The following is a 19,614-nucleotide window of genomic DNA, read 5'->3' as shown; positions in this document are numbered from 1 at the left end:
CTACCTCTACCTCGCCGCAGCCCTCGTCACGCTCCGTATGCTGATTCGCCGAGCGACGAGCCGCTATCGCTGGGACGGCCGCCCCACCACCCGGCGGCTCAAGTGATCCATTTGCCGGTCGGTCTAAAGCGACAGCGACCGTCACGATCGATCGCTCGTGGTGGTCGTGGGCCGGTGCCCACGGCGGATACCTGGCAGCGCTGGGCCTGACCGTCATGCGCACCCGGCTCGCCGCGCAGCTCGGCGGGCAACTCGGCGGGCAACTCGGCGAGGACGCGAACGCCGACGCGGACCAGGACCAGGACCAGGGCGAGGACCGGGCCGTCCGGTCGCTGACCACGCACTTCCTCGCGCCGGTCGACGACCGCCCCCTCACGCTGTCGGCCACCGTCGAGCGGGCAGGGCGCGGCACCTGCGTCGCCTCGTTCACCGGCGAGCAGGGCGGCGCGGCGGCGCTGCTGGGCTCGGCGGTCTTCGGCGCGCCCCGGCCCGGCGGACCCTCGCACGACGGCGACGACAGCCGGGCCCCCGCGGTGCCCGGAGCCGACGACTGCGAAGCCCTGGAACTGCCGCTGCGACTGGCGGAGTTCGCACGGCACCTGGAGATCCGCCCGGCCACCACGGCCCGGCCGCTCGCCGGCGGCGACCGCGCCGAGCTGGTCGCCTGGGTGCGCTTCGCCGACGGCCGCCCGCTGGACGCGGAGGCCGTGGTCGTCCTCGCGGATACCCTGCCGCCGGCGCTCTTCGCCCGCTGGACCACACCACGGCCCGTCCCGTCGGCCGAACTGACCGTCCACTTCGGCGACGCCCTGGACCACGGCCCCGTCGGGGGATGGGCCCTGGTACGCATCCGCACCGAGCACGCGGGCAGCGGCTGGGCGGTCGACGACAGCGCCGTCTGGGCAGCGGACGGCCGGCTGCTCGGGCTGGGCCGGCAGGCCCGCCGGATCCTGCCGGAACCGGCCTGACGCACAACCGCTCACCGCTCAACCGCTCGAAGCCCGCCCCTCAAAACCCAGCCGCTAGAACCGCAGCCGCACCCGCGCCCCCGCCCCCCGCCCCCCGAGGAGAAGGAGAAAAGCTCATGCGCGACGCCGTCATCGTGGAAGCCGTACGAACCCCCATCGGAAAGGGCCGGGCGACCGGCGCGCTCGCGGGTGTGCATCCCGTCGAACTGCTCGCCCATACCCTGCGCGCCCTTGTCGGCCGCAGCGGGATCGACCCCGCACTCGTCGACGACGTGGTCGGCGGCTGCGTCGACCAGGTCGGCGAGCAGGCCATGAATACGACGCGCTACGCCTGGCTGTCGGCCGGATTCCCGGACTCCGTCCCTGCGACCACCATCGACCGGCAGTGCGGCTCCTCGCAGCAGGCCGTCCACTTCGCCGCCCAGGGCGTGATCTCCGGGGCGTACGACCTGGTGGTGGCCTGCGGAGTCGAGTCGATGAGCCGGGTGCCGATGTGGTCCAACGTGCCGCCCGGCGCCGACCCCTTCGGCCCCGGCGTCGCGGCCCGCTACCCCGAAGGTCTCGTCCCGCAGGGCATCAGCGCCGAGTTGATCGCTGCCAAGTGGTCGATCCGCCGTGAGCAGATGGACGCCTTCGCCACCACCTCCCACCGGCGCGCGGCCACGGCACACGCCGACGGGCTGTTCGACGCCGAGATCGCCCCCGTCATGACGGACGCGGGCCTGGTCACCGCCGATGAATCCGTACGCCCTGGCACCACACCGGAGATACTCGCCGGGCTCCGCCCCTCCTTCGCCGACCCCGCCTTCGCCGAGCGCTTCCCGCAGATCGACTGGTCGGTGACGGCGGGCAACAGCAGCCCGGTCAATGACGGCGCCTCGGCCGTACTCATCACCTCCAGCGAGACCGCCACCCGGCTCGGCCTGCGGCCCAAGGCCCGGTTGCACAGCTTCGCCGTCACCGGCTCCGACCCGCTGCTCATGCTGACCGGCGTCATCCCCGCCACCGAGAAGGTGCTGCGCCGGGCCGGACTCCGGCTCGACGACATCGACCTGTTCGAGGTGAACGAGGCCTTCGCCAGCGTGGTCCTGGCCTGGCTGCAGGAGACCGGCACCGATCCCGCCAAGGTCAACGTCAACGGCGGCGCCATCGCCCTCGGCCACCCTCTCGGAGCCAGCGGCACCCGCCTGATGATCACCCTCGTCAACGCCATGAGCCTGCGCGGTGCCCGCTACGCCCTGCAGACCATGTGCGAGGCCGGCGGCCTCGCCAACGCCACCATCCTGGAGAACCTGTCATGAAGACCTGAAGCCATGAAGACCTGAAGACCTGAAGACCTGAAGCCGCGGCGCGTAGCGGACGCCGGCAGTGTCACCCGGCCCACCGGCCGGAGGTGAAGGCCACGGCGAGGACGGTCATCAGGGGAGCGGCCACGCAGATGTAAGCGGTTCTGACCCATGGGCGGCGCAGACTCCAGCGCGCCAGTCCGATCCACAGCGGCCACCACAGGAGGGACGCCCGGGGGATGGACATGTACCAGTACGAGGTGCCCAGCGCCCACAGGGTGAGGCCGATGTAGGCCGCCTCCGGCCAACGACGGCGTATCAACAGAACGCCGAGCAGCAGAACTCCGACCACCATGGCGACGAGTTCGGCCCGGAACAGCAGGGCGTATCCCGTGGTGTAGGTGGCGGAGAAGGCCGCGTCCCAGGTGTTGGACCACGCGTCCCAGGGCGCGTGGAACTGCCGGTACCAGCCCCGTTCCTGCGCGTGCTTCCATGCCATCCAGTCGCCGGTGCGGGTCTGCAGATACCAGGCGTAACCGAGGGCGGGGAGGACAGGGACCGCCAGCCAGGGCAGGGAGCGCAGGCGGCGGCGCAGGTCGCCGGCCGTGGCGAACTGGACGGCCAGGGCCGCCACGAGGAAGAGTCCGCTGATCCGGACGGAGGTGGCGAAGAAGGCCAGGAGCGCCGCCTGCGGCCAGTTGCCCTTCCTCGCGGCCAGCCAGGCGGGCAGCGCAAATGCCAGGAAGAGAGCTTCGCTGTAGCCGACCGCCAGGAACACCGCGCAGGGCGAGAGCAGCAGGAAGAGGACGGCGCGCGGCCCGATCTCGATGTCCCCGGCGCCTTCCCGGACGCTGTCCCGGAGCCCGTCGCGAACCCGGCCCGGAACCCTGTCGCGGAGTTCGAGGCGCGCGATCCGCCCGAGAGCCAGCACGGCCACGCCGCCTGCGACGAAGGAGATCAGCAGACCTGCCAGGGTCCAGTCGCGGACGACCGCGTGGACTGCGCGCAGCAGCAGGGGGAAACCCGGGAAGAACGCCTCGCGGTTGTCCGGGTGGGCGGATCCGGGCCCCAATGGGCCGTCGAAGTAGCCGTATTGGGCGATACGGACGAAGTACGCCCAGTCCCATTGCTCCCACCGCGACATCAGAGGCGGGGCCTGTTTGGACGTGCCGTCACCGGTGAACAGCCAGCCGGTGCAGTAGGCCGTGACCCAGATCCCGGTGCGGGTGAACAGGTAGAGCCACAGTACGGCCCGGTCCGCGGCGCTGAACGGGATGAGACGGCTACGGCGCGACGCGGCCTCGGCCTCACGGACGGGCAGACCTGTGGGTGGCTGCCCCGCCAGCGTCTGCCGGGCTGGTGCTATGGCCATGGTTCGGCTCCTTGCGAGGACATCGGGGCGCGCCAAGGTGCCGCGGGCGGCGGGTGGCGGGCGTGCGGGATCACCCGGCGGCGGGGGCCGTCGGATGGAAGCGGGAAGCGGGCGGCGCGATATGGAAGGGCTTGGACCCGCTACGGCGGCGGAGCGGTGGTCCGTTCGGCGTTGCGGGTGGGAGCACCGGTCGCTGAACCCAGTGCGGTCGAGTGGGAGGTGGGCGAGGTGGACGAGGTGGACGACGGCCCGGACGGAGTCCCGGTCTGCGTCCCGGCCGCCGTTCCGGTAGCCGTGTCGAGCGGCGCCCCGGTGCGCGACTGGGTGGGCGACGGCGTCGACGACGGCATCGCCGACGGTGCGGGATCCGAGAACGATCCGGACGGCGATGTGGCGGGGATGCCGCCCCCCGTGCCGTCGGAGGGCAACCACATCGCCGTGGCCACGCTCGTCCCGCACACGGCCAGGCAGGCGGCGACGGCGAACGAGGCGAACCGGCGGAGCCGGACCCGGTCACCGCGCGCCATGATCACGGAGACCGGTACGGGAACCGCCCCGGCCCGCCCGGCAGCGGCAGCGCTCTTGAACGCGGCCGCCAGCGGGTCGCGAGGCTCATGAGGCTCAGGCACCGGGTACCTCCTCGGCGTGCGAATCGTGATGATCGTGATGATCGTGCGGATCGCCCGTCTCCCGGGGATCCTGCAGACGGCCGGCGAGCGCGGCCCGCCCCCGGGACAGATGCGTCTTGACGGTGCCGCTGGACAGGCCGGTCTCGGCGGCGATCTGATCGACGGACAGGTCGCACACGTAATGCAGGACGACCGTCCGCCGCTGTCGCGGCGACAGCTCGCGAATCGCCGATACGAGCGCCACCGGCCCCGGACCCGGTCCTTCGACGGGCGGCGGGCCGCCGTGCCGCTGCCACGCCTCGTCCGAGCGCCGGCGTCCACGCCAGCGGCTCACCGCGAGCCGCCAGGCGACCGTACGGATCCACGCCTCAGGAGATCCGGTCCCGGAGAGCTGTCGGCGCCGGCTCCAGCCCCGTACGAATGCCTCCTGCACGACGTCCTGCGCCTCATGCAGGTCGCCGAGCATCACATAGAGCTGACCGGTGAGGCGGCTGGCCGCATGCGCGTAGAACTCCTCGAACTCCTCGACGGTCAACACTTGCTCCAAAATCTTTCGGCCCTTACCAGGCATACGCCTGGGCCCCCGCAGCCGGTTGACAGCAGATGCCGAAAAAATTTCAGCCCATCCGTCAGCCGATCCGTCAGCGCTTGCGGGTTCCGAAGAGGGAGCGGCTGATCTCGCGGCCCAGCTGGGTGCCCAGCGAGCGGGCCAGCGAGCGGGCCAGCGAGCGGGCCAGGGACTTGAAGACGCCGCTGCCGACGACCTGTTCCACGACGCTCGTCTCACCCTTGGCTGGCGCCTTCGCGGGCTCGGGGCCGGAGACCGGGGCCGAAGCCGCCTCGGCTGCGGCGTCGGCGTTGAGCTTCTCATAGGCCGATTCGCGGTCGATGGCCTGGGCGTAGCGGGAGTACAGCGGCGAGGCCTTGACGGCCGTGTCGAGCGCGGCCGCGTCGATGGGCCCCATCAGGGACTGCGGCGCACGCAGCCGGGTGGCGGCGACCGGGGTCGGCGCGCCGTTCTCGCTGAGGACGGTGACGACGGCCTCGCCGGTGCCCAGCGCCGTCAGCAGCTCGCCGAGGTCGTAGGCGGAGTTGGGGAACGTGGAGACGGTCGCCTTGAGCGCCTTGGCGTCCTCGGGGGTGAAGGCGCGCAGTGCGTGCTGGATGCGGTTGCCGAGCTGGGCAAGGACGTCGGAGGGCACGTCCTTCGGGGACTGGGTGACGAAGAAGATGCCGACCGGCACCCCGTTGGCCGACAACTGCTCGGCGATGAGCTGCAGCGGCTTGGTCTTGCCGGTGCCGGTGGCGCCCGCGACGAGGCCGTGCCGGTTGAGCATGCCCAGCGGGATCCGGATCTGCGCGCCGGCGTGGCACGTGCCGTCCCACAGCAGAGCGCCCAGATCGAGCGCCGGTCCGGTGAAGGGGTACCCCGCCACGATCCCGGCGGCGGGCCCGGGCAGATCGGCGGGCGGAGTGGCGGAGGCGTCGGAAGGCGCGTCAGGAACGCGTGAAACGGCGGGGGAATCAGCCGGAGGTGCCGTCTGGGCTTGCGGATCGGTCATGGCAGGCTCCCGCTAGATCCTGCTATCGACGTAATTGCCACCTATGCACTCCTCCGCCACTGCTGCGCCCGCACGGGCTTGCCCGGTAGGCTTTCCGTGTGATCTTCAAGCGCATCGGAAACGGGCGGCCGTACCCCGACCACGGCCGGGTCAGCACGCGAGAGTGGGCGGATGTCGCTCCGCGTCCGGTACGCCTCGACCAGCTGGTCACCACCAAGGGCCAGCTCGACCTGGAAACGCTGCTCGCCGAGGACTCCACGTTCTACGGCGACCTCTTCGCGCATGTCGTGAAGTGGCGCGGCGATCTCTACCTCGAGGACGGCCTGCACCGGGCGGTACGGGCGGCGCTGCAGCAGCGCCAGGTTCTGCATGCCCGCGTCCTGGAAATGGACTGACGGCACCACCGCGTCCAACTCCCCACTCGGGCTGCGCGGAGCGCTCGTTCAGGGTCCGTTCGAGGGGCCGTTCAGGCGCGGCCGTTCAACCTTTCGGGTTCGGCTGTCCGCCATTCGTTGATCATTTAGTACGCTCAGGCCGATGGCGCATTACGCTGCGCTCATGAGCATGCTCACCCCTTCCGGCATGGGCGGGAAGTACCGGATCACCGGAAATCAGTACCCGCGGATGGGTCGCCCGAAGAGGCGCGGCCGTACCGCCCTCGCCATTGTCGCCTCGGTGGTGGTGCTCGGCCTGATCGGCTGGGGGACGCTGCAACTCATCGACGTCTTCACCGGCGACGGCAAGGACAAGGTCTCACCGCAGGCACACGCGGCGGCCCCACCGAGCTGCAAGCCCACGGCGACGCCCACGCCGTCCGGCAAACCCGCCCCGTTGCCCAAGCCGGCGACGATCGGGCTCAACGTCTTCAACGCGACGGCGAAGGGCGGCCTGGCGAAGACCACGGCCGACGAGCTGGCGAAGCGCGGCTTCCGCGTCGGCAAGTTCGGCAACGCCCCGATCGAGTACGACAAGAAGGTCAAGGACGCGGCGCTGGTCGTGGCGGGCCCCGCCGCCGAGCAGGCGGCACGGGTCGTCGGCACGCAGGTCGCCGGCTCCACGGTGAGGATCGACCCGAAACGGACGGACCCGGGCGTGGATCTGCTGATCGGAACGGCCTACACGAAGCTGGCCGACCCGAAGGACGTGGAGAAAGCCCTGGTAGCCGCGGCGGCGCCTCCCGCTAAGGCATCACCGGGCTGCTAACGCCGTGTCCTCAATCGCCGGACGGGCTCACAACACGACATTGGCGACGGGCCGATATCCCGGCCCGGCGGCTAGCCGGCGGTGCCGTACAGCCGGTCGCCGGCGTCGCCCAGCCCCGGAACGATGTAGCTGTTCTCGTTGAGCCCCTCGTCGACCGAGGCCGTGACGACAGTCACCGGCTTGCCCGCCAGCTCCCGCTCCATGACCTCGAGACCCTCCGGCGCCGCGAGCAGCACGATCGCGGTGACATCGTCCGCGCCGCGCTCGATGAGCAGGTTGATGGCAGCGAGCAGCGTGCCGCCGGTGGCCAGCATCGGGTCGACCACGTACACCTGGCGGCCGGAGAGGTCCTGCGGCATGCGGGTGGCGTACGTCTTCGCCTCGAGGGTCTCCTCGTCGCGGATCATGCCCAAGAAGCCGACCTCGGCGGTCGGCAGCAGCCGGACCATGCCGTCCAGCATGCCGAGACCGGCGCGCAGGATCGGGACGACGAGCGGGCGTGGGTACGAGAGCCGGACGCCGGTGGTCGCCGCGACCGGGGTCCGGATGTCGACCTGCTCGGTGCGCACGTCACGGGTCGCCTCGTAGGCGAGCAGAGTGACGAGTTCATCGGCCAGCCGCCGGAAGGTCGGCGAGTCGGTGCGCTCGTCGCGCAGGGTGGTGAGCTTGTGCGCGACCAGCGGGTGGTCGACTACGTGGATCCGCATGCCCTCGACATTAACCGAGACCGCGGGGTCCCCGCCGCCGCTCGCTTGCCACACCGATCACGCATCAAACCGCGCGGGAGAGGGAAACTGTGCACATACGCCCGGAGCGTCCCCCGGGTGACCCGACCCCCACGGGTGGTGCCTCATGCCGGAGCGGAGCGTCCAACCGGAACAGCCGGAAGCGCAGAACACGCAGGACGACACGAAGGACACGCGGAAAAGCGCGCAGGAAGAGCGCGACGCGGAACGCCGCAGACGCCGGGTGATGTTTCTGCGGGAACTCAACGAGGCCAAGGAGCTGCGCGAGCGGGTACAGCCGCGCAGGGCCCGCGCCGCGCGGATGCGGCAGCAGATGCGAATGCGCACCTTCCGCTGGTAATCCTGGGCAGTACGGGCGCCCCTGCGGCACAACCCGCGGAGTCCCGGGGACGGCCCGGAAGCCGTTGTGCATACGGCCTGCGGACGGCTCGCGGACCGCTCGCGGACGCCCCGCCGACGCCCCGCCGACGGTGCTCCACCGTCCGACGTGATGAAGACCTGGCACGTCGCAGTGCGGAAGACCCTTCGCAAAGCCCAGGTTTCTGCCACGATGCCGAGTGGGTGGGATGCTCCCCACCCGGTCCGGACGGCCTGAGACCTGTGGGAGAGTCACGGTGTACTTCGCCGCACTGCTCGCGCGCAACGAGGACGGTTGGCAAGCGAGCGAGCCTGATCTCGACGATGTGGAAACCCTTGGTGATCTGAGCGACCTGGCCCGTGCGGCCATCGCCGAGGAGGAAACGGTTCTGGTCTTCATCGAGCAGGAGGACGCCTGGTTCGGCGTCATCCGTGTGGACGGTGAAGAGGATCCCAGGATCTACGTGTCCGATGCCGCCGCCGCAGCCCGCAGTTCGTACGGAGAGATCCTGCTCACCGACGAACTGCTCGGCAGGGATCCCGAGGATCCCCTAGACGATCTGGTCGACCTCGACGGTACCGAGGACGGCGACAACGACGACGCCGATGAGGACGCGGTCCCCGGCCCCACCGAGGACCATGTGCCGGCCGGCCCGCTCGGCGAAGCCGGCCTGCTGTCCGATCTCGGCATGAGCGAGAAGGAACTGCTGGACCTCAGCGGTGACGGCGCGCTCACCGGCGAGGCACTCGGTGAGATCGCCGAGGCGATCGGATGTGCCGACGTACTGGAGGCGGTCCGCTGAGCACCGCACCACCCCCTCCCGGTCCTCCACGAGAACCGGCACGCGAAGCGGCCGGAGAACCGGCACGACAACCGATTCCCGACCCGATTCCCGACCCGATTCGTGACCCGATTCGTGACCCGATTCGTGACCCGTGGACCGGGGCGATGCGCCATGCCCTGGAAGAGGCCGGCCTCGCCCCGCGCACCGGCGACGTGCCGGTGGGCGCGGTCGTGCTCGGCCCGGACGGCGCGGTCATCGGCCGCGGCCGCAACGAGCGCGAGGCGACCGGCGATCCGACCGCCCACGCCGAGGTCCTCGCCATCCGCGACGCCGCCAAGGCCGTCGGGGAATGGCGGCTGAGCGGCTGCACCCTCGTCGTCACCCTGGAGCCGTGCACCATGTGCGCGGGCGCGATCGTCCTCTCCCGCCTCGACCGCGTCGTCTACGGCGCGGTCGACGAGAAGGGCGGCGCCGTCGGCTCCCTCTGGGACGTCGTCCGCGACCGCCGCCTCAACCACCGGCCCGAAGTCATCCAGGGCGTACTCGCCGACGAGTGCGCCGCCCTGCTCACCCGCTTCTTCCGCTCGGGCGATTTCGGAGCACGCCCTCACGTGGGCTAAGCTCTCTCTCGGTAGCGTGTCCGAGTGGCCTAAGGAGCACGCCTCGAAAGCGTGTGTGGGGGCAACTTCACCGTGGGTTCAAATCCCACCGCTACCGCTCTTGAGCAGGTAAGAAGCAGTAAAGACGAAAGCCCCGGCTCATGCGAGCCGGGGCTTTCGTCGTCCCAGCGCCGAGGCCGTGAGCCAGGCCGTTCCGCGCGTCGCCTGGATGGCCGCACATTCCGGCGGCCGGATCGCGCAGACGATCGAACACGCGGACGCTGAGGCCATGAGCCAATCCACCCCGGGGCAGGAGCCCCCTCCCGATCCGCAGCAGCCGCGGTGGGGCCAGGGGCAGCCCCCGCAGCAGCCGCCCGGGCAGTGGCAGCAGCCCGGGGGGTCCGGGGGGCAGTGGCAGCAGCGGCCTCCGCCGCCGGGTGGGCAGTGGCCTCCGCCGCCGCCCGGGCAGTGGCAGCAGCCGCCGGCGAGGAAACGGCGTACGTGGCCGTGGGTGGTGCTCGTGCTGGTGCTGCTGGTGGTCGGCGGATGCGCGCTGCTCTTCGCCACGGTCGTCCATGAGAGTTCGAAGACCGTCAAGGTGACGTACGAAGTCACGGGCGACGCCACCGGCGTCACGATCTCCTACTCCACCTGGAACAACGACAACCTGTCGACGAGCGAGGAGACCGCGAGGACGCTGCCGTGGCGGAAGGAGCTGACCACGAAGGGCTTTGTGAAGGGCGGGTCCCTCGTCGTCACCACCGGGGAGGCGGGCGGCACGGCCAAGTGTTCGGTCACCGTGGACAACGGGACCCCCAAGACGGCGACCGCCACCGGCCCGTTCGCGGTCGCCACCTGCGGCGGCTTCTGACCGTCGGCTTCCGACCGTCAGCGGCCTGGATTCCGGGGATCTTCACCCTTGAGCGCCGGTTAAACGGTTGGCTGTTCGGCTGAATAGGCCGTTCGATGGATAGACTCCACCGATCGCACGCTCAGGTCAGCCGGTAGAGGGCTGCCGCTGCTGCCGGGGAGGCAAGGGGTATGGCGCAGGCGAAAAAGGTCACCATGTACATTCTCGTGGTCTTTGTGCTGTACACGATCATCACGCAGCCGGCGCGCGCCGCCGATCTTGTGCAGGTAGGGTTCGAGGGCATTTCGAACGCCGCCCGCGGCATCGGAGAGTTCATGCACCAGCTGGTCAACTGATCGGTGCGGTGCCGGTGAGGAGTCCCGCGTGATCCGCCATCTGGTCCTGTTCAAGCTCAATGACGGCGTCGGCCGGGACGAGCCCCGCGTCGTCGCCGGCGCGAAGGCGTTCGAGGAACTCGGGGCGCTGATCCCCGAGCTGACCTCGTGGGAATGCGGCTGGAACTTCACGGACCGGCCGATCGCGTACGACTTCGCGATCAACTCATCGGTCGCGGACGCCGCCGATCTGAAGACGTACCTGGAACACCCCGCACACCAGGCGGCGGCGGGCCAGTGGCGTGAATTCGCGACCTGGGTGATCGCCGACTACCCCTTCTGACGGCTCCGGCCGGACCGCCCGCCCCGGCCGCCCCATGGGCCCCCGGCCGGGTCCGGGCCCGTTCCACGACCGGTCGCACCGCTTGTCGCGCAGCCCCTCGCCCACCGGGCGGGGGGCTTTGTCGTGCCCGGTCAAGGCCAACTCGCCGCCCAACACGGCGTTATTCGGTGCTTGCGTACAGTGCACATGAATTGTGATGCTATGACCGCTTTTGCCGGATGAGTGGACCGATGAGGGGTGGTGTGTCCGTGTCGGCCCGTACCGCGTCAACAACTTTCGCCCGCAGTAGGACCAGTACGCCCAATACCAACGCCGCGGAGGCGCGCGCGCTGACGACGGTGCTGTTCGAGGAGATCTCCGGGCTCGAACCCGGGACGCCCGAACACGTACGCGTGCGCGCCGCGCTGATCGAGGTCAATCTGCCCCTGGTGCGCTATGCGGCGGCCCGCTTCCGGAGCCGTAACGAGCCCATGGAGGACGTGGTCCAGGTGGGCACCATCGGGCTGATCAACGCGATCGACCGGTTCGATCCGGAGCGCGGAGTTCAGTTCCCGACCTTCGCCATGCCCACCGTGGTGGGGGAGATCAAACGTTACTTCAGGGACAACGTGCGCACCGTCCACGTACCGCGCCGGCTGCACGAGCTGTGGGTGCAGGTGAGCGGGGCGATCGAGGATCTGACAGTGCTGCACGGGCGGTCGCCGACCACCGGCGAGATCGCCGAGCGGCTGAAGCTGGCCGAGGAGGAGGTGCTGGCCTGCCTGGAGGCGGGGCGGGCGTACCACGCCACGTCGCTGGAGGCCGCCCAGGAGGGCGACGGGGCGCCGGGGCTGCTGGACCGGCTCGGGTACGAGGATCCGGCGCTGGTGGGGGTCGAGCACCGCGACCTGGTCAGGCATCTGCTCGTGCAGCTGCCGGAACGGGAGCGGCGGATCCTGATGCTGCGCTACTTCGGGAATCTGACGCAGTCCCAGATCAGTGCGGAGCTGGGCGTCTCGCAGATGCATGTGTCCCGGCTGCTGTCCCGCAGCTTCGCCCGGCTGAGGTCCGCAAACCAGCTCGAAGCGTAACCCTTGGGGATGAACCATCCTGCAGGGATATGTCGACTTGGCGCTACAGCGTGTTGCCGACATGTGACATTCTGCAGGAACCGCGTTTGTCGCGACCCGGCCTCCGGTATTCAGGTGGAGGAACAAACCGTCGCTCGCGACACCCGTCCGCGACCTCAAGGGGGTGGCATGTCCGTTCAGGTGGGCAGTCCTCAGGTGCGCCGTACCAGCGCACCAATCGATGCACGCACCGGCGAAGCCATCGACACCCGCACACTGTCCCGTTCACTGTTTCTGCGCCTCGCGGAACTGGAACCGGACAGCCCGGAACGTACCTATGTGCGTGACACTCTCATCGAGCTGAATCTTCCACTTGTCCGGTACGCGGCAGCCCGCTTCCGCAGCCGCAACGAGCCGATGGAAGACATCGTCCAAGTGGGCACGATCGGCCTGATCAAGGCGATCGACCGCTTCGACTGCAACCGCGGCGTGGAGTTCCCGACGTTCGCGATGCCCACCATCGTCGGCGAGGTGAAGCGGTTCTTCCGCGACACCTCGTGGTCGGTGCGGGTACCGCGGAGACTCCAGGAGCTGCGGCTGGCGCTCACCAAGGCGAGCGACGAGCTCGCGCAGAAGCTGGACCGGTCGCCGACGGTGGCCGAACTGGCCGTCTGCCTGGGCGTGTCCGAGGAGGACGTGGTCGACGGCCTCGCGGTCGGCAACGCCTACACCGCGAGCTCGCTGGACTCACCACCGCCCGAGGACGACGGCGGCGAGGGCACCCTCGCGGACCGGCTCGGCTACGAGGACACCGCGCTGGAAGGCGTGGAGTACCGCGAATCGCTCAAGCCGCTGCTGGCTCAACTGCCGCCGCGTGAGCGCCAGATCATCATGCTGCGGTTCTTCGCGAACATGACGCAGTCGCAGATCGGCGAGGAGGTCGGCATCTCCCAGATGCACGTCTCCCGGCTGCTCACCCGCACCCTCGCCCAGCTCCGGGAAGGCCTGACAGCGGAATAGACCGGTGCGGTGACCTGCTGACGTTCCGTCAGTAGACTGGCGCGATGGTCGCGATAGCACGGATGTCTGGCCGACGGAGTGCGACACTCGGCGTCCCGGTGGTCGGCGTATGCCTGCTGCTGGCGATGACGACGGCCGGCTGCGGAAGGGCAGGCGACGACGGGTACGTGGCGGTCGGCGGGGTCGGTCCCTCGCAGGACGGCGCGACGGGGGACGTACCGCCGGACGGTCCGGTCGTGATGGTGCCGCTGGACGGCCCGGCTCCACCGGGCCCCGGCAGCGGTGCCCCGTCCGCACCTGGAACGACTCCCGGATCGACTCCGGGCACGACGGGGGAAACCCCTGGCACGACTCCGGGCACAGGCCCGGGAACCACACGGGGATCGACGCAGGGGAGCACGCCCGGCAGCGCCGGCACGCCCGGGAGCGGTGGGTCCCGTCCGGGCACGGGCTCGACTGCGCCCGCACCGCCGGGCACCACCCCGCCCGGCCCCACTCCCCCCGCGGCTCCCGCGCGACTGACCGTGAGCACGCCGCAGCGCGCTCCGGCCGCGGATCGGTGGTGCGAGAAGGTGACGGTCACCTTCACCAATTCCGGCGGCAGAGCGGCCACTTCGGGCAGCGTCACGTTCGGCACCCACATCATCGGCATCCTCGGCATCGACTGGGCGACGATCGAGACCACGAAGCCGGTGCCGGTGCCGCTGACGGGCGGCACCGCGAAGGTTCAGACCTGGGAAATCTGCGTGGACGCCTGGCGGGTGCCGCTGGGCATGCACATCGAAACCCGGGACGTCACCCTTGCGTGAGGGACGCGGGAGGGACGCGGGAGGGACGCGGGAGTACGTGCGGGATGAGGGACAGGGGAGCGGGCGGCGGGCCGCTGTCAGCGCATCGCGAGCGCGACGACCCCGGCAATCACCAGGACGGCCACGACGATGCCGATGATCAGACCCGTCCGGCTGCTGGAGCCGGTCCGGGCCTGCTGGACCTGCTGTTGCTGCGGCTCCTCGACGAAGGCGCGGAACATCTGGGTGTCGCCGGCGGGGTCGTAGTTGTTCTCAGGGTTCGACATGCTGCCCGACCCTAGCGAACAAGCGGAATCCCGGGCACCCCCGGGTACGGCCGCGGGAGCCGCGCGGACCACCCCGGACCCGCCCCCCGCCGGCCACGGAGCCCGCCGTCCCCCTGGTCACAGGAATACCTTCCAGCGCGACGGCTACGAGGGCGCGATGGCCGAGGTCGTCGCCTCGCACGGCCTGTCGTCGGTTCCGTACTACGGGCTGGCCTCGGGCCTCCTGACCGGCAAGTACCGGACGGGCGTCGCGATCGCCAGCGCGCGCTCCCTGGAGCAGCTGCCGGCGGTGGCAGCGGTGGCGGCGGTGGCGGCGGTGGCGGATCTGAAGCTGACGGTCGAGGAGCTGGACAAGCTGACAGCCGCGTCCGCCTGACCTGCGGTTACGTCGCGCTTCGCCTCCAGGCCGCACGTAGACCACCCCCTGGACCGCCCGCCGTCCTTTACCGGAGGCGGGCGGTTCTTTTGGGGACTCTTTACCGGTTCCGGCCCAAATACATTTGCCTGTAGCAACTAACCACCCATACAGTTGCTCAAGGCAACCAATTGAGCTGGGCGGGAGGACGGCGGGGCTGTGGCGACGAAGGAGCACTGCGCGGAGCTCGCACGCCAGCTGCGCGTCGTCATCGCCGTCGGCAGGGAAGTGGGCCGGGCGCTGCCGCCCGAGACCCCGCCCGCGACCGTCGCGGCGCTCACCATCCTCGGCCGTCACGGCGAGATGCGGATGAGCCGACTGGCCGAGTACCTCGATGTCGACATGTCGGTCACCAGCCGACATGTCGCGCATCTCGTGGAGCGCGGCTGGATCGACCGCACTCCCGACGCCCTGGACAGACGATCCCGGCTGCTGCGCCTGAACCCGCACGGCGAAAAGGTGCTCGCCGCCTCTTCCGACCGTGCCGCAGAGGTGCTGGCGGCCCATCTGAGTGATTGGTCCGACGACGACGTCGACCAGCTGACCGGCCTGCTGGACCGGCTGCGCCTGAGTTTCGGCGACTGCCGGACCGGGGCTCACGCCCACCCACCCCGTACACACGCGAATTGAAGAGGATGACGATGGCTACAACCACACCAGCCGGTGTGCGGGAGGCGGAAGCCCACGGCGGGCACGCGGCCCCCATGTCGCACCGGCAGATCATGGAGGCGCTCTCCGGGCTGCTGCTCGGACTGTTCGTGGCGATCCTGTCGTCCACGATCGTCTCCAACGCCCTGCCGACCATCCTCGCGGACATCGGCGGCGGCCAGAGCGCGTACACCTGGGTGGTCACCGGCTCCCTGCTCGCGGTCACCGCGACCACCCCGCTCTGGGGCAAGATGTCCGACCTGGTCAGCAAGAAGCTGCTGATCCAGATAGCCCTGGTCATCTACGTACTCGGCTCGATCATCGCCGGATTCTCGACGAGCCCCGGCATGCTGATCGCCTGCCGGGTCCTCCAGGGTGTCGGCGCCGGCGGTCTGTCGGCCCTCACCCAGGTGATCATGGCGGCGATGATCTCCCCGCGTGAGCGCGGCCGTTACAGCGGCTACCTCGGCGCGGTCTTCGCCGTCGCGACGGTCGGCGGCCCGCTGGTCGGCGGCGTGATCGTGGACACCGACTGGCTCGGCTGGCGCTGGTGCTTCTACGTCGGCGTGCCGTTCGCGATCATCGCGATCATCGTGCTCCAGAAGACGCTGCACCTTCCCGTGGTCAAGCGGAAGGTCAAGATCGACTGGTCGGGCGCGTTCTTCATCACCGCGGCCGTCAGCCTGCTGATGATCTGGGTCTCGCTCGGCGGCACCAACTTCGCCTGGATATCGTGGCAGACTTATGTGATGGTGCCGGGTGCGTTCCTGCTCGGCCTGGTCTTCCTGTTCGTCGAGTCCAGGGCCGCAGAACCGATCATCCCGCTGCGGCTGTTCCGCAACAAGACGATCACCCTCACCTCGTTCGCGAGCCTCTTCGTCGGTGTCGCGATGTTCGCCGGGACCGTGTTCCTGAGCCAGTACTTCCAGCTGGCCCGCGGCAAGACCCCGACCATGTCCGGCGTGATGACCATCCCGCTCATCGCGGGGCTGTTCATCTCCTCGACCGTCTCGGGCCAGATCATCACCAAGACCGGACACTGGAAGGCGTTCCTGGTCGGCGGCGGGGTCTTCCTGACCGCGGGCGCCGGAACGCTGGGCCTGCTGCGCTACGACACCCCGTACTGGCAGGTCGCCATCTACATGGCGCTGCTGGGGCTCGGCATCGGCATGATGATGCAGAATCTCGTGCTCGCCGTGCAGAACCAGGTCAAGCCTGAGGATCTCGGCGCGGCCAGCTCGCTCGTCACCTTCTTCCGCTCCCTCGGCGGCGCGGTCGGCGTCTCGGCGCTCGGCGCCGTCCTCGGCAGCCGCGTCACCGGCCTGGTGTCCGACGGCCTCGCGGCGCTCGGCATCAAGGGCGGCGACGGCGGCGGCATCCCGGACATCGCCAAGCTCCCGGCCCCGGTCAGAACCGTCGTGGAAAGCTCGTACGGGCGCGGCATCGGCGATGTCTTCCTGTACGCGGCACCGTTCGCGTTCATCTCCTTCCTGCTGGTGGTCTTCGTCAAGGAGGTCGCGCTCAGGACCAACAGCGGCCTGCAGCAGGTGCAGCAGGTCGCCGACGCGGCGGCCGCTCCCAGCGGCATCGGTGGCACCGGCGCCGGCCAGGTGCCGTCCGTGGCATCCGTGGCATCCGTCACGCCCGTGCTGGACGCGCCCGCGACCACGCCGGCACCCGGCGGCACGCCCGTCCACGGCACCGTCAGGATCAACGGCGGAACGGCCGTCAGCCTCGCCAAGGTCACGCTGATCTCGCTCCAGGGGCAGCAGTTGGGCAAGTCGGTCACCGGTACCGACGGCCGCTACCTGCTCGACGCGCCCGGCTCGGGCTCGTACGTCCTGATCGCGGCCGCCGACGGCCACCAGCCGCAGGCGTCGACCGTGCTGGTCGGCGACGCGCCGCTCCCGTACGACATGGTGCTCGCCGGGACCGGCGGGCTCACCGGGACGGTGGTGAACGCGGTGGACACGGCTACGGTCGTCGAGGCGATGGTCGTCGTCACCGATGTGCGCGGCGAGGTGCTGGGCACCGGGAAGACCGGCGACGGCGGCGAGTTCGCCTTCCCCGAGCTGCCCGGCGGCGACTACACGGTCTCCGTGAACGCGCCCGGGTTCCGGCCGACGGCGCTGCCCGTGGAGGTCACCGGGTCCGGCGCCTGCCGGGTCGCGATCGCGCTGCAGCCCGGCACGCAGGTGCGGGGCATCGTACGGGCGGGCGCCGACCGGCGGCCGCTGCCGGACGCCAAGGTCGTCCTCGTCGACGCGGCCGGGAACGTGGCCGGTACGACCACCACCGGCTCCGACGGCGCGTACGCCTTCACCGACCTCGACGCCGGCGAGTACTCGCTCGTCGCGAGCGGCTACCCGCCGCTGGCCACCGCGCTGACCGTCCGGGGCCGCGCGGCCGAGGAGTTCGACGTCGAGCTCAACCACCCCGAGGGATAGCTCCCCAGGGGTGGTTCCCCAGGCTTCCGGACGGCCGGCCCGCGCGCACAGCGGAGAGGTGCGGGCCGGTGTCCGGAGGAATCGGGATCCGTGCGACGGCCGGAGCAGGGGACGGCCGAGGCCGCCGCGCGGATCCCATCGCCGGCCGAGCGGTGCGGGAGGGCGCGCGCTGCCTCCGGCCGCGTTGTCCTCAATCGCCGGACAGGCTGAATTCAGCCTGTCCGGCGATTGGTTCGCCGGGCACGCCAGGCAGCCGGTTCGTCCTCGAGCGCCGGACAGGGCTTAGGCCCTGTCCGGGCGATCATGGGCGGTACAGGCGTCGTCTGGTGCCGTGCCTCGCAAGGCGCCGGAATGCCCGCAGGGTGGTTTCCTGTGGGCTTTTCGGCAACGCCGCGAGGTGCCGTGCCAGGCGGCGAAGGGGCCGTTCATGATCGCCCGGACGGGGCCTAGGCGAGCCGGACTGGGAAGCCGCCCGTTGCGATCGGGCTCCAGCGTTCCGGGGTGATGCGGATCAGGGATTTGCCCTGCTTGATCATCGCGGCCCGGTACTCGTCCCAGTCCGGATGCTCGCCCGAGATGTTGCGGAAGTACTCGACGAGGGGCTCGACGGAGTCCGGCGGATCGACCACTTCGGCCGAGCCGTCGATCTGCACCCAGGGCCCGTTCCAGTCGTCCGACAGGACGATGATGCTGGCGCGCGGATCCCGCCGGGCGTTGCGGGTCTTGGCGCGCTCGGGGTAGGTGGAGACGACGATCCGCCCGGAGTCGTCGACACCGCAGGTCAGCGGGGAGCCCTGCGGCCGGCCGTCCGCGCGGGTGGTGAGCAGGATCGCGCGGTGGCGGGGACGGACGAACTCCAGCAGCTCGTCGAGGGTCGCCGTGGTGTTGGTGGCAATCGGTTGGGGAGCCATGGCAAAACCCTACGGCGCAGGGGCTGCGCCGGCCCGTCACCCCTGCGCGAGTCGTACCCGCATCGCGTCGATGCCCGCGATCACGACGTCCAGCCCGAAGGTGAAATCACGATCGCGCTGCTCGGCGACGGTCACCGTGCGGTGCTTGAGGAGCTCCGTGGACTGGGCGAACTCGGGACGGTCCTCGACCGCGCCGACCCAGTCGGCGTAGAACTCGTCCTCGTCCAGGCCGCTGGCGCGGAACCGCTCGCCCCACCGGCCCTCCGTGGTGCCGTAGCCGTAGACGTACTGGAAGACGCAGCCGAGCGCACCCGTCATCTGCTCGGGCGGGAGACCGGCTCGGGTCACCGCGCGCAACGCGGCGTTCGAGAACTCCATCGAGTGCGGGCCGATGTTGAGGAATTCGTTGATCAGATGGCCCGCCCAGGGATGCGCGACCAGCATCGTGCGGTAACCGGTGGCGAGTTGGCGAACCTCGTCGCGCCAGTCGGCGTCCGGCTCCTCGGCCGGGAGCACGATCTCGGCGTTGACCGCGTCCAGGGCGCGCTCCAGCAGATCGTCCTTGGTGTCGACGTACCAGTAGACGGACATCGCCGTCACACCCAGCTCAGCGGCGAGCTTGCGCATAGAGAACTTGGCGAGGCCGTCGGTGTCGAGCAGCCGGACGGCGGTCGCGACGATCTTGTCGCGGTCCAGTCCGGCCGGCTGCTCACTGCGGCGCTTGACCGCCGGGCGCTCGTGCAGCCACACGCTGGCCTCAGGCGTGATCGCGCGGCTGTCGTCGGCCATGGTGGGCGTTCCCTTCGGGGTCATCGAGCTCGTATCCGATGCTATGCCGCTTCCGAGCGCTCGGCCCTGCGCAGCAGGACTGCCGCGAGGAGTCCGCCGGCCAGGACCGCGGCGGCGCCGATGAGCTGGCTGGCCTGGATACCGGAGGCGAAGTCGTCGGCCAGCCGGGTGCGCTCCGCGGCCGCGGGTGCGTTGGTGGCGGTGGTGGTCGCCGTAGCAGACAAG

Annotated in this window: 25 protein-coding genes, 1 tRNA gene and 1 pseudogene; 18 read left to right on the top strand and 9 right to left on the bottom strand. The window is 70.3% G+C overall.

Annotated features, from left to right (window positions below):
- From QMK24_RS11505 to QMK24_RS11495, 3 genes and pseudogenes are all read left to right on the top strand, one after another.
- Positions 1 to 106: pseudogene (locus tag QMK24_RS11505) on the top strand (IS5/IS1182 family transposase); the annotation flags it as partial.
- 40 nt (positions 107 to 146) lie between these two features.
- A complete protein-coding gene (locus tag QMK24_RS11500; protein WP_283465428.1) occupies positions 147 to 968 on the top strand; it encodes an acyl-CoA thioesterase in 822 nt (273 codons plus the stop codon).
- A gap of 116 nt (positions 969 to 1,084) precedes the next feature.
- Positions 1,085 to 2,269: a thiolase family protein gene (locus QMK24_RS11495; RefSeq protein WP_283465410.1), complete on the top strand. Its 1,185-nt coding sequence runs from the start codon at positions 1,085 to 1,087 to the stop codon at positions 2,267 to 2,269.
- 70 nt (positions 2,270 to 2,339) lie between these two features.
- Here QMK24_RS11495 and QMK24_RS11490 read toward each other — a convergent pair whose 3' ends face one another.
- The 4 genes from QMK24_RS11490 to QMK24_RS11475 form a co-directional block, all read right to left on the bottom strand.
- Positions 2,340 to 3,626, bottom strand: a complete 1,287-nt coding sequence (locus QMK24_RS11490; protein ID WP_283465409.1) for a mannosyltransferase family protein — start codon at positions 3,624 to 3,626, stop codon at positions 2,340 to 2,342.
- A gap of 140 nt (positions 3,627 to 3,766) precedes the next feature.
- Positions 3,767 to 4,255, bottom strand: coding sequence for a hypothetical protein (locus QMK24_RS11485; RefSeq protein WP_283465408.1), 489 nt, complete (start codon positions 4,253 to 4,255; stop codon positions 3,767 to 3,769).
- Positions 4,248 to 4,826: a SigE family RNA polymerase sigma factor gene (locus QMK24_RS11480; protein ID WP_283465407.1), complete on the bottom strand. Its 579-nt coding sequence runs from the start codon at positions 4,824 to 4,826 to the stop codon at positions 4,248 to 4,250. The genes QMK24_RS11485 and QMK24_RS11480 overlap by 8 nt, the downstream gene beginning before the upstream one ends.
- 70 nt (positions 4,827 to 4,896) lie before the next feature.
- The gene (locus QMK24_RS11475; RefSeq protein WP_283465406.1) at positions 4,897 to 5,817 is read right to left on the bottom strand and encodes a helicase HerA-like domain-containing protein; all 921 of its coding nucleotides are present in this window, start codon (positions 5,815 to 5,817) and stop codon (positions 4,897 to 4,899) included.
- Between the two features lie 98 nt (positions 5,818 to 5,915).
- Between QMK24_RS11475 and QMK24_RS11470 the strand changes: the two genes are divergently transcribed.
- Positions 5,916 to 6,212 (top strand): type II toxin-antitoxin system VapB family antitoxin, encoded by a 297-nt coding sequence (locus QMK24_RS11470; RefSeq protein ID WP_188284476.1) that lies wholly within the window; start codon positions 5,916 to 5,918, stop codon positions 6,210 to 6,212.
- 142 nt (positions 6,213 to 6,354) lie between these two features.
- Positions 6,355 to 7,020 (top strand): LytR C-terminal domain-containing protein, encoded by a 666-nt coding sequence (locus tag QMK24_RS11465; RefSeq protein ID WP_283465403.1) that lies wholly within the window; start codon positions 6,355 to 6,357, stop codon positions 7,018 to 7,020.
- A 71-nt stretch (positions 7,021 to 7,091) separates the two neighbouring features.
- Here QMK24_RS11465 and upp read toward each other — a convergent pair whose 3' ends face one another.
- Positions 7,092 to 7,727, bottom strand: coding sequence for a uracil phosphoribosyltransferase (gene upp / locus QMK24_RS11460; RefSeq protein WP_283465402.1), 636 nt, complete (start codon positions 7,725 to 7,727; stop codon positions 7,092 to 7,094).
- A 145-nt stretch (positions 7,728 to 7,872) separates the two neighbouring features.
- Here upp and QMK24_RS11455 point away from each other — a divergent pair, with 145 nt between their 5' ends.
- The 10 genes from QMK24_RS11455 (at position 7,873) to QMK24_RS11410 (ending at position 13,913) form a co-directional block, all read left to right on the top strand.
- A complete protein-coding gene (locus QMK24_RS11455) occupies positions 7,873 to 8,106 on the top strand; it encodes a hypothetical protein (protein ID WP_283465401.1) in 234 nt (77 codons plus the stop codon).
- A gap of 274 nt (positions 8,107 to 8,380) precedes the next feature.
- The gene (locus tag QMK24_RS11450; RefSeq protein WP_283465400.1) at positions 8,381 to 8,926 is read left to right on the top strand and encodes a tRNA adenosine deaminase-associated protein; all 546 of its coding nucleotides are present in this window, start codon (positions 8,381 to 8,383) and stop codon (positions 8,924 to 8,926) included.
- Between the two features lie 146 nt (positions 8,927 to 9,072).
- The gene (gene tadA, locus QMK24_RS11445) at positions 9,073 to 9,528 is read left to right on the top strand and encodes a tRNA adenosine(34) deaminase TadA (protein WP_349307804.1); all 456 of its coding nucleotides are present in this window, start codon (positions 9,073 to 9,075) and stop codon (positions 9,526 to 9,528) included.
- A 10-nt stretch (positions 9,529 to 9,538) separates the two neighbouring features.
- Positions 9,539 to 9,625: transfer RNA gene (locus QMK24_RS11440), tRNA-Ser, on the top strand.
- A 171-nt stretch (positions 9,626 to 9,796) separates the two neighbouring features.
- Positions 9,797 to 10,378 carry a hypothetical protein gene (locus QMK24_RS11435; RefSeq protein WP_283465399.1) on the top strand — a complete coding sequence of 194 codons (582 nt, stop codon included), beginning with the start codon at positions 9,797 to 9,799 and terminating at the stop codon, positions 10,376 to 10,378.
- A gap of 170 nt (positions 10,379 to 10,548) precedes the next feature.
- Positions 10,549 to 10,713 (top strand): hypothetical protein, encoded by a 165-nt coding sequence (locus QMK24_RS11430; protein WP_283465398.1) that lies wholly within the window; start codon positions 10,549 to 10,551, stop codon positions 10,711 to 10,713.
- Between the two features lie 28 nt (positions 10,714 to 10,741).
- Positions 10,742 to 11,035, top strand: coding sequence for a Dabb family protein (locus QMK24_RS11425; protein WP_283465396.1), 294 nt, complete (start codon positions 10,742 to 10,744; stop codon positions 11,033 to 11,035).
- Between the two features lie 242 nt (positions 11,036 to 11,277).
- Complete coding sequence (locus QMK24_RS11420) at positions 11,278 to 12,105, top strand: RNA polymerase sigma factor SigF (protein WP_283465424.1); 828 nt, start codon at positions 11,278 to 11,280, stop codon at positions 12,103 to 12,105.
- 168 nt (positions 12,106 to 12,273) lie between these two features.
- Complete coding sequence (locus tag QMK24_RS11415) at positions 12,274 to 13,104, top strand: RNA polymerase sigma factor SigF (protein WP_283465394.1); 831 nt, start codon at positions 12,274 to 12,276, stop codon at positions 13,102 to 13,104.
- Positions 13,105 to 13,628: 524 nt separating this feature from the next.
- Positions 13,629 to 13,913 (top strand): hypothetical protein, encoded by a 285-nt coding sequence (locus QMK24_RS11410; protein WP_283465391.1) that lies wholly within the window; start codon positions 13,629 to 13,631, stop codon positions 13,911 to 13,913.
- 77 nt (positions 13,914 to 13,990) lie between these two features.
- Here the strand turns inward: QMK24_RS11410 and QMK24_RS11405 are convergent, their stop codons facing one another.
- A complete protein-coding gene (locus tag QMK24_RS11405; protein WP_283465390.1) occupies positions 13,991 to 14,179 on the bottom strand; it encodes a hypothetical protein in 189 nt (62 codons plus the stop codon).
- Between QMK24_RS11405 and QMK24_RS41460 the strand changes: the two genes are divergently transcribed.
- The 3 genes from QMK24_RS41460 (at position 14,178) to QMK24_RS11390 (ending at position 17,689) form a co-directional block, all read left to right on the top strand.
- Positions 14,178 to 14,555: a hypothetical protein gene (locus tag QMK24_RS41460; protein WP_349307803.1), complete on the top strand. Its 378-nt coding sequence runs from the start codon at positions 14,178 to 14,180 to the stop codon at positions 14,553 to 14,555. The two genes, QMK24_RS11405 and QMK24_RS41460, sit on opposite strands and share 2 nt — an antisense overlap.
- 198 nt (positions 14,556 to 14,753) lie before the next feature.
- Positions 14,754 to 15,224, top strand: coding sequence for a MarR family winged helix-turn-helix transcriptional regulator (locus QMK24_RS11395; RefSeq protein WP_283465389.1), 471 nt, complete (start codon positions 14,754 to 14,756; stop codon positions 15,222 to 15,224).
- 74 nt (positions 15,225 to 15,298) lie between these two features.
- Complete coding sequence (locus QMK24_RS11390; protein WP_502962442.1) at positions 15,299 to 17,689, top strand: MFS transporter; 2,391 nt, start codon at positions 15,299 to 15,301, stop codon at positions 17,687 to 17,689.
- Positions 17,690 to 18,135: 446 nt separating this feature from the next.
- On the opposite strand, the gene QMK24_RS11385 is transcribed toward QMK24_RS11390, so the two are convergent.
- The 3 genes from QMK24_RS11385 to QMK24_RS11375 are packed head-to-tail and all read right to left on the bottom strand — an operon-like array spanning position 18,136 to position 19,613.
- Positions 18,136 to 18,600, bottom strand: a complete 465-nt coding sequence (locus QMK24_RS11385) for a PPOX class F420-dependent oxidoreductase (RefSeq protein WP_283465386.1) — start codon at positions 18,598 to 18,600, stop codon at positions 18,136 to 18,138.
- 36 nt (positions 18,601 to 18,636) lie between these two features.
- Positions 18,637 to 19,389, bottom strand: coding sequence for a TetR/AcrR family transcriptional regulator (locus QMK24_RS11380; protein ID WP_283465385.1), 753 nt, complete (start codon positions 19,387 to 19,389; stop codon positions 18,637 to 18,639).
- A 41-nt stretch (positions 19,390 to 19,430) separates the two neighbouring features.
- Positions 19,431 to 19,613: a hypothetical protein gene (locus tag QMK24_RS11375; protein ID WP_283465384.1), complete on the bottom strand. Its 183-nt coding sequence runs from the start codon at positions 19,611 to 19,613 to the stop codon at positions 19,431 to 19,433.
- Position 19,614: the final 1 nt, after the last annotated feature.

Source organism: Streptomyces sp. PH10-H1 (assembly GCF_030063355.1).
In the GTDB taxonomy this organism is placed as follows: domain Bacteria; phylum Actinomycetota; class Actinomycetes; order Streptomycetales; family Streptomycetaceae; genus Actinacidiphila.
Note: the sequence above shows the minus strand (reverse complement) of the source record. Positions and strands in the feature narration are given on the sequence as shown.

Excerpts from the sequence above, each read along its gene's own strand:
- QMK24_RS11495 (WP_283465410.1), top strand. The coding sequence starts at position 1,085 with ATGCGCGACGCCGTCATCGTGGAAGCCGTACGAACCCCCATCGGAAAG.
- QMK24_RS11490 (WP_283465409.1), bottom strand. The coding sequence starts at position 3,626 with ATGGCCATAGCACCAGCCCGGCAGACGCTGGCGGGGCAGCCACCCACA.
- QMK24_RS11480 (WP_283465407.1), bottom strand. The coding sequence starts at position 4,826 with ATGCCTGGTAAGGGCCGAAAGATTTTGGAGCAAGTGTTGACCGTCGAG.
- QMK24_RS11475 (WP_283465406.1), bottom strand. The coding sequence starts at position 5,817 with ATGACCGATCCGCAAGCCCAGACGGCACCTCCGGCTGATTCCCCCGCC.
- QMK24_RS11465 (WP_283465403.1), top strand. The coding sequence starts at position 6,355 with ATGGCGCATTACGCTGCGCTCATGAGCATGCTCACCCCTTCCGGCATG.
- upp (WP_283465402.1), bottom strand. The coding sequence starts at position 7,727 with ATGCGGATCCACGTAGTCGACCACCCGCTGGTCGCGCACAAGCTCACC.
- QMK24_RS11455 (WP_283465401.1), top strand. The coding sequence starts at position 7,873 with ATGCCGGAGCGGAGCGTCCAACCGGAACAGCCGGAAGCGCAGAACACG.
- tadA (WP_349307804.1), top strand. The coding sequence starts at position 9,073 with ATGCGCCATGCCCTGGAAGAGGCCGGCCTCGCCCCGCGCACCGGCGAC.
- QMK24_RS11435 (WP_283465399.1), top strand. The coding sequence starts at position 9,797 with ATGAGCCAATCCACCCCGGGGCAGGAGCCCCCTCCCGATCCGCAGCAG.
- QMK24_RS11430 (WP_283465398.1), top strand. The coding sequence starts at position 10,549 with ATGGCGCAGGCGAAAAAGGTCACCATGTACATTCTCGTGGTCTTTGTG.
- QMK24_RS11415 (WP_283465394.1), top strand. The coding sequence starts at position 12,274 with ATGTCCGTTCAGGTGGGCAGTCCTCAGGTGCGCCGTACCAGCGCACCA.
- QMK24_RS41460 (WP_349307803.1), top strand. The coding sequence starts at position 14,178 with ATGCTGCCCGACCCTAGCGAACAAGCGGAATCCCGGGCACCCCCGGGT.
- QMK24_RS11405 (WP_283465390.1), bottom strand. The coding sequence starts at position 14,179 with ATGTCGAACCCTGAGAACAACTACGACCCCGCCGGCGACACCCAGATG.
- QMK24_RS11390 (WP_502962442.1), top strand. The coding sequence starts at position 15,299 with ATGTCGCACCGGCAGATCATGGAGGCGCTCTCCGGGCTGCTGCTCGGA.
- QMK24_RS11385 (WP_283465386.1), bottom strand. The coding sequence starts at position 18,600 with ATGGCTCCCCAACCGATTGCCACCAACACCACGGCGACCCTCGACGAG.
- QMK24_RS11380 (WP_283465385.1), bottom strand. The coding sequence starts at position 19,389 with ATGGCCGACGACAGCCGCGCGATCACGCCTGAGGCCAGCGTGTGGCTG.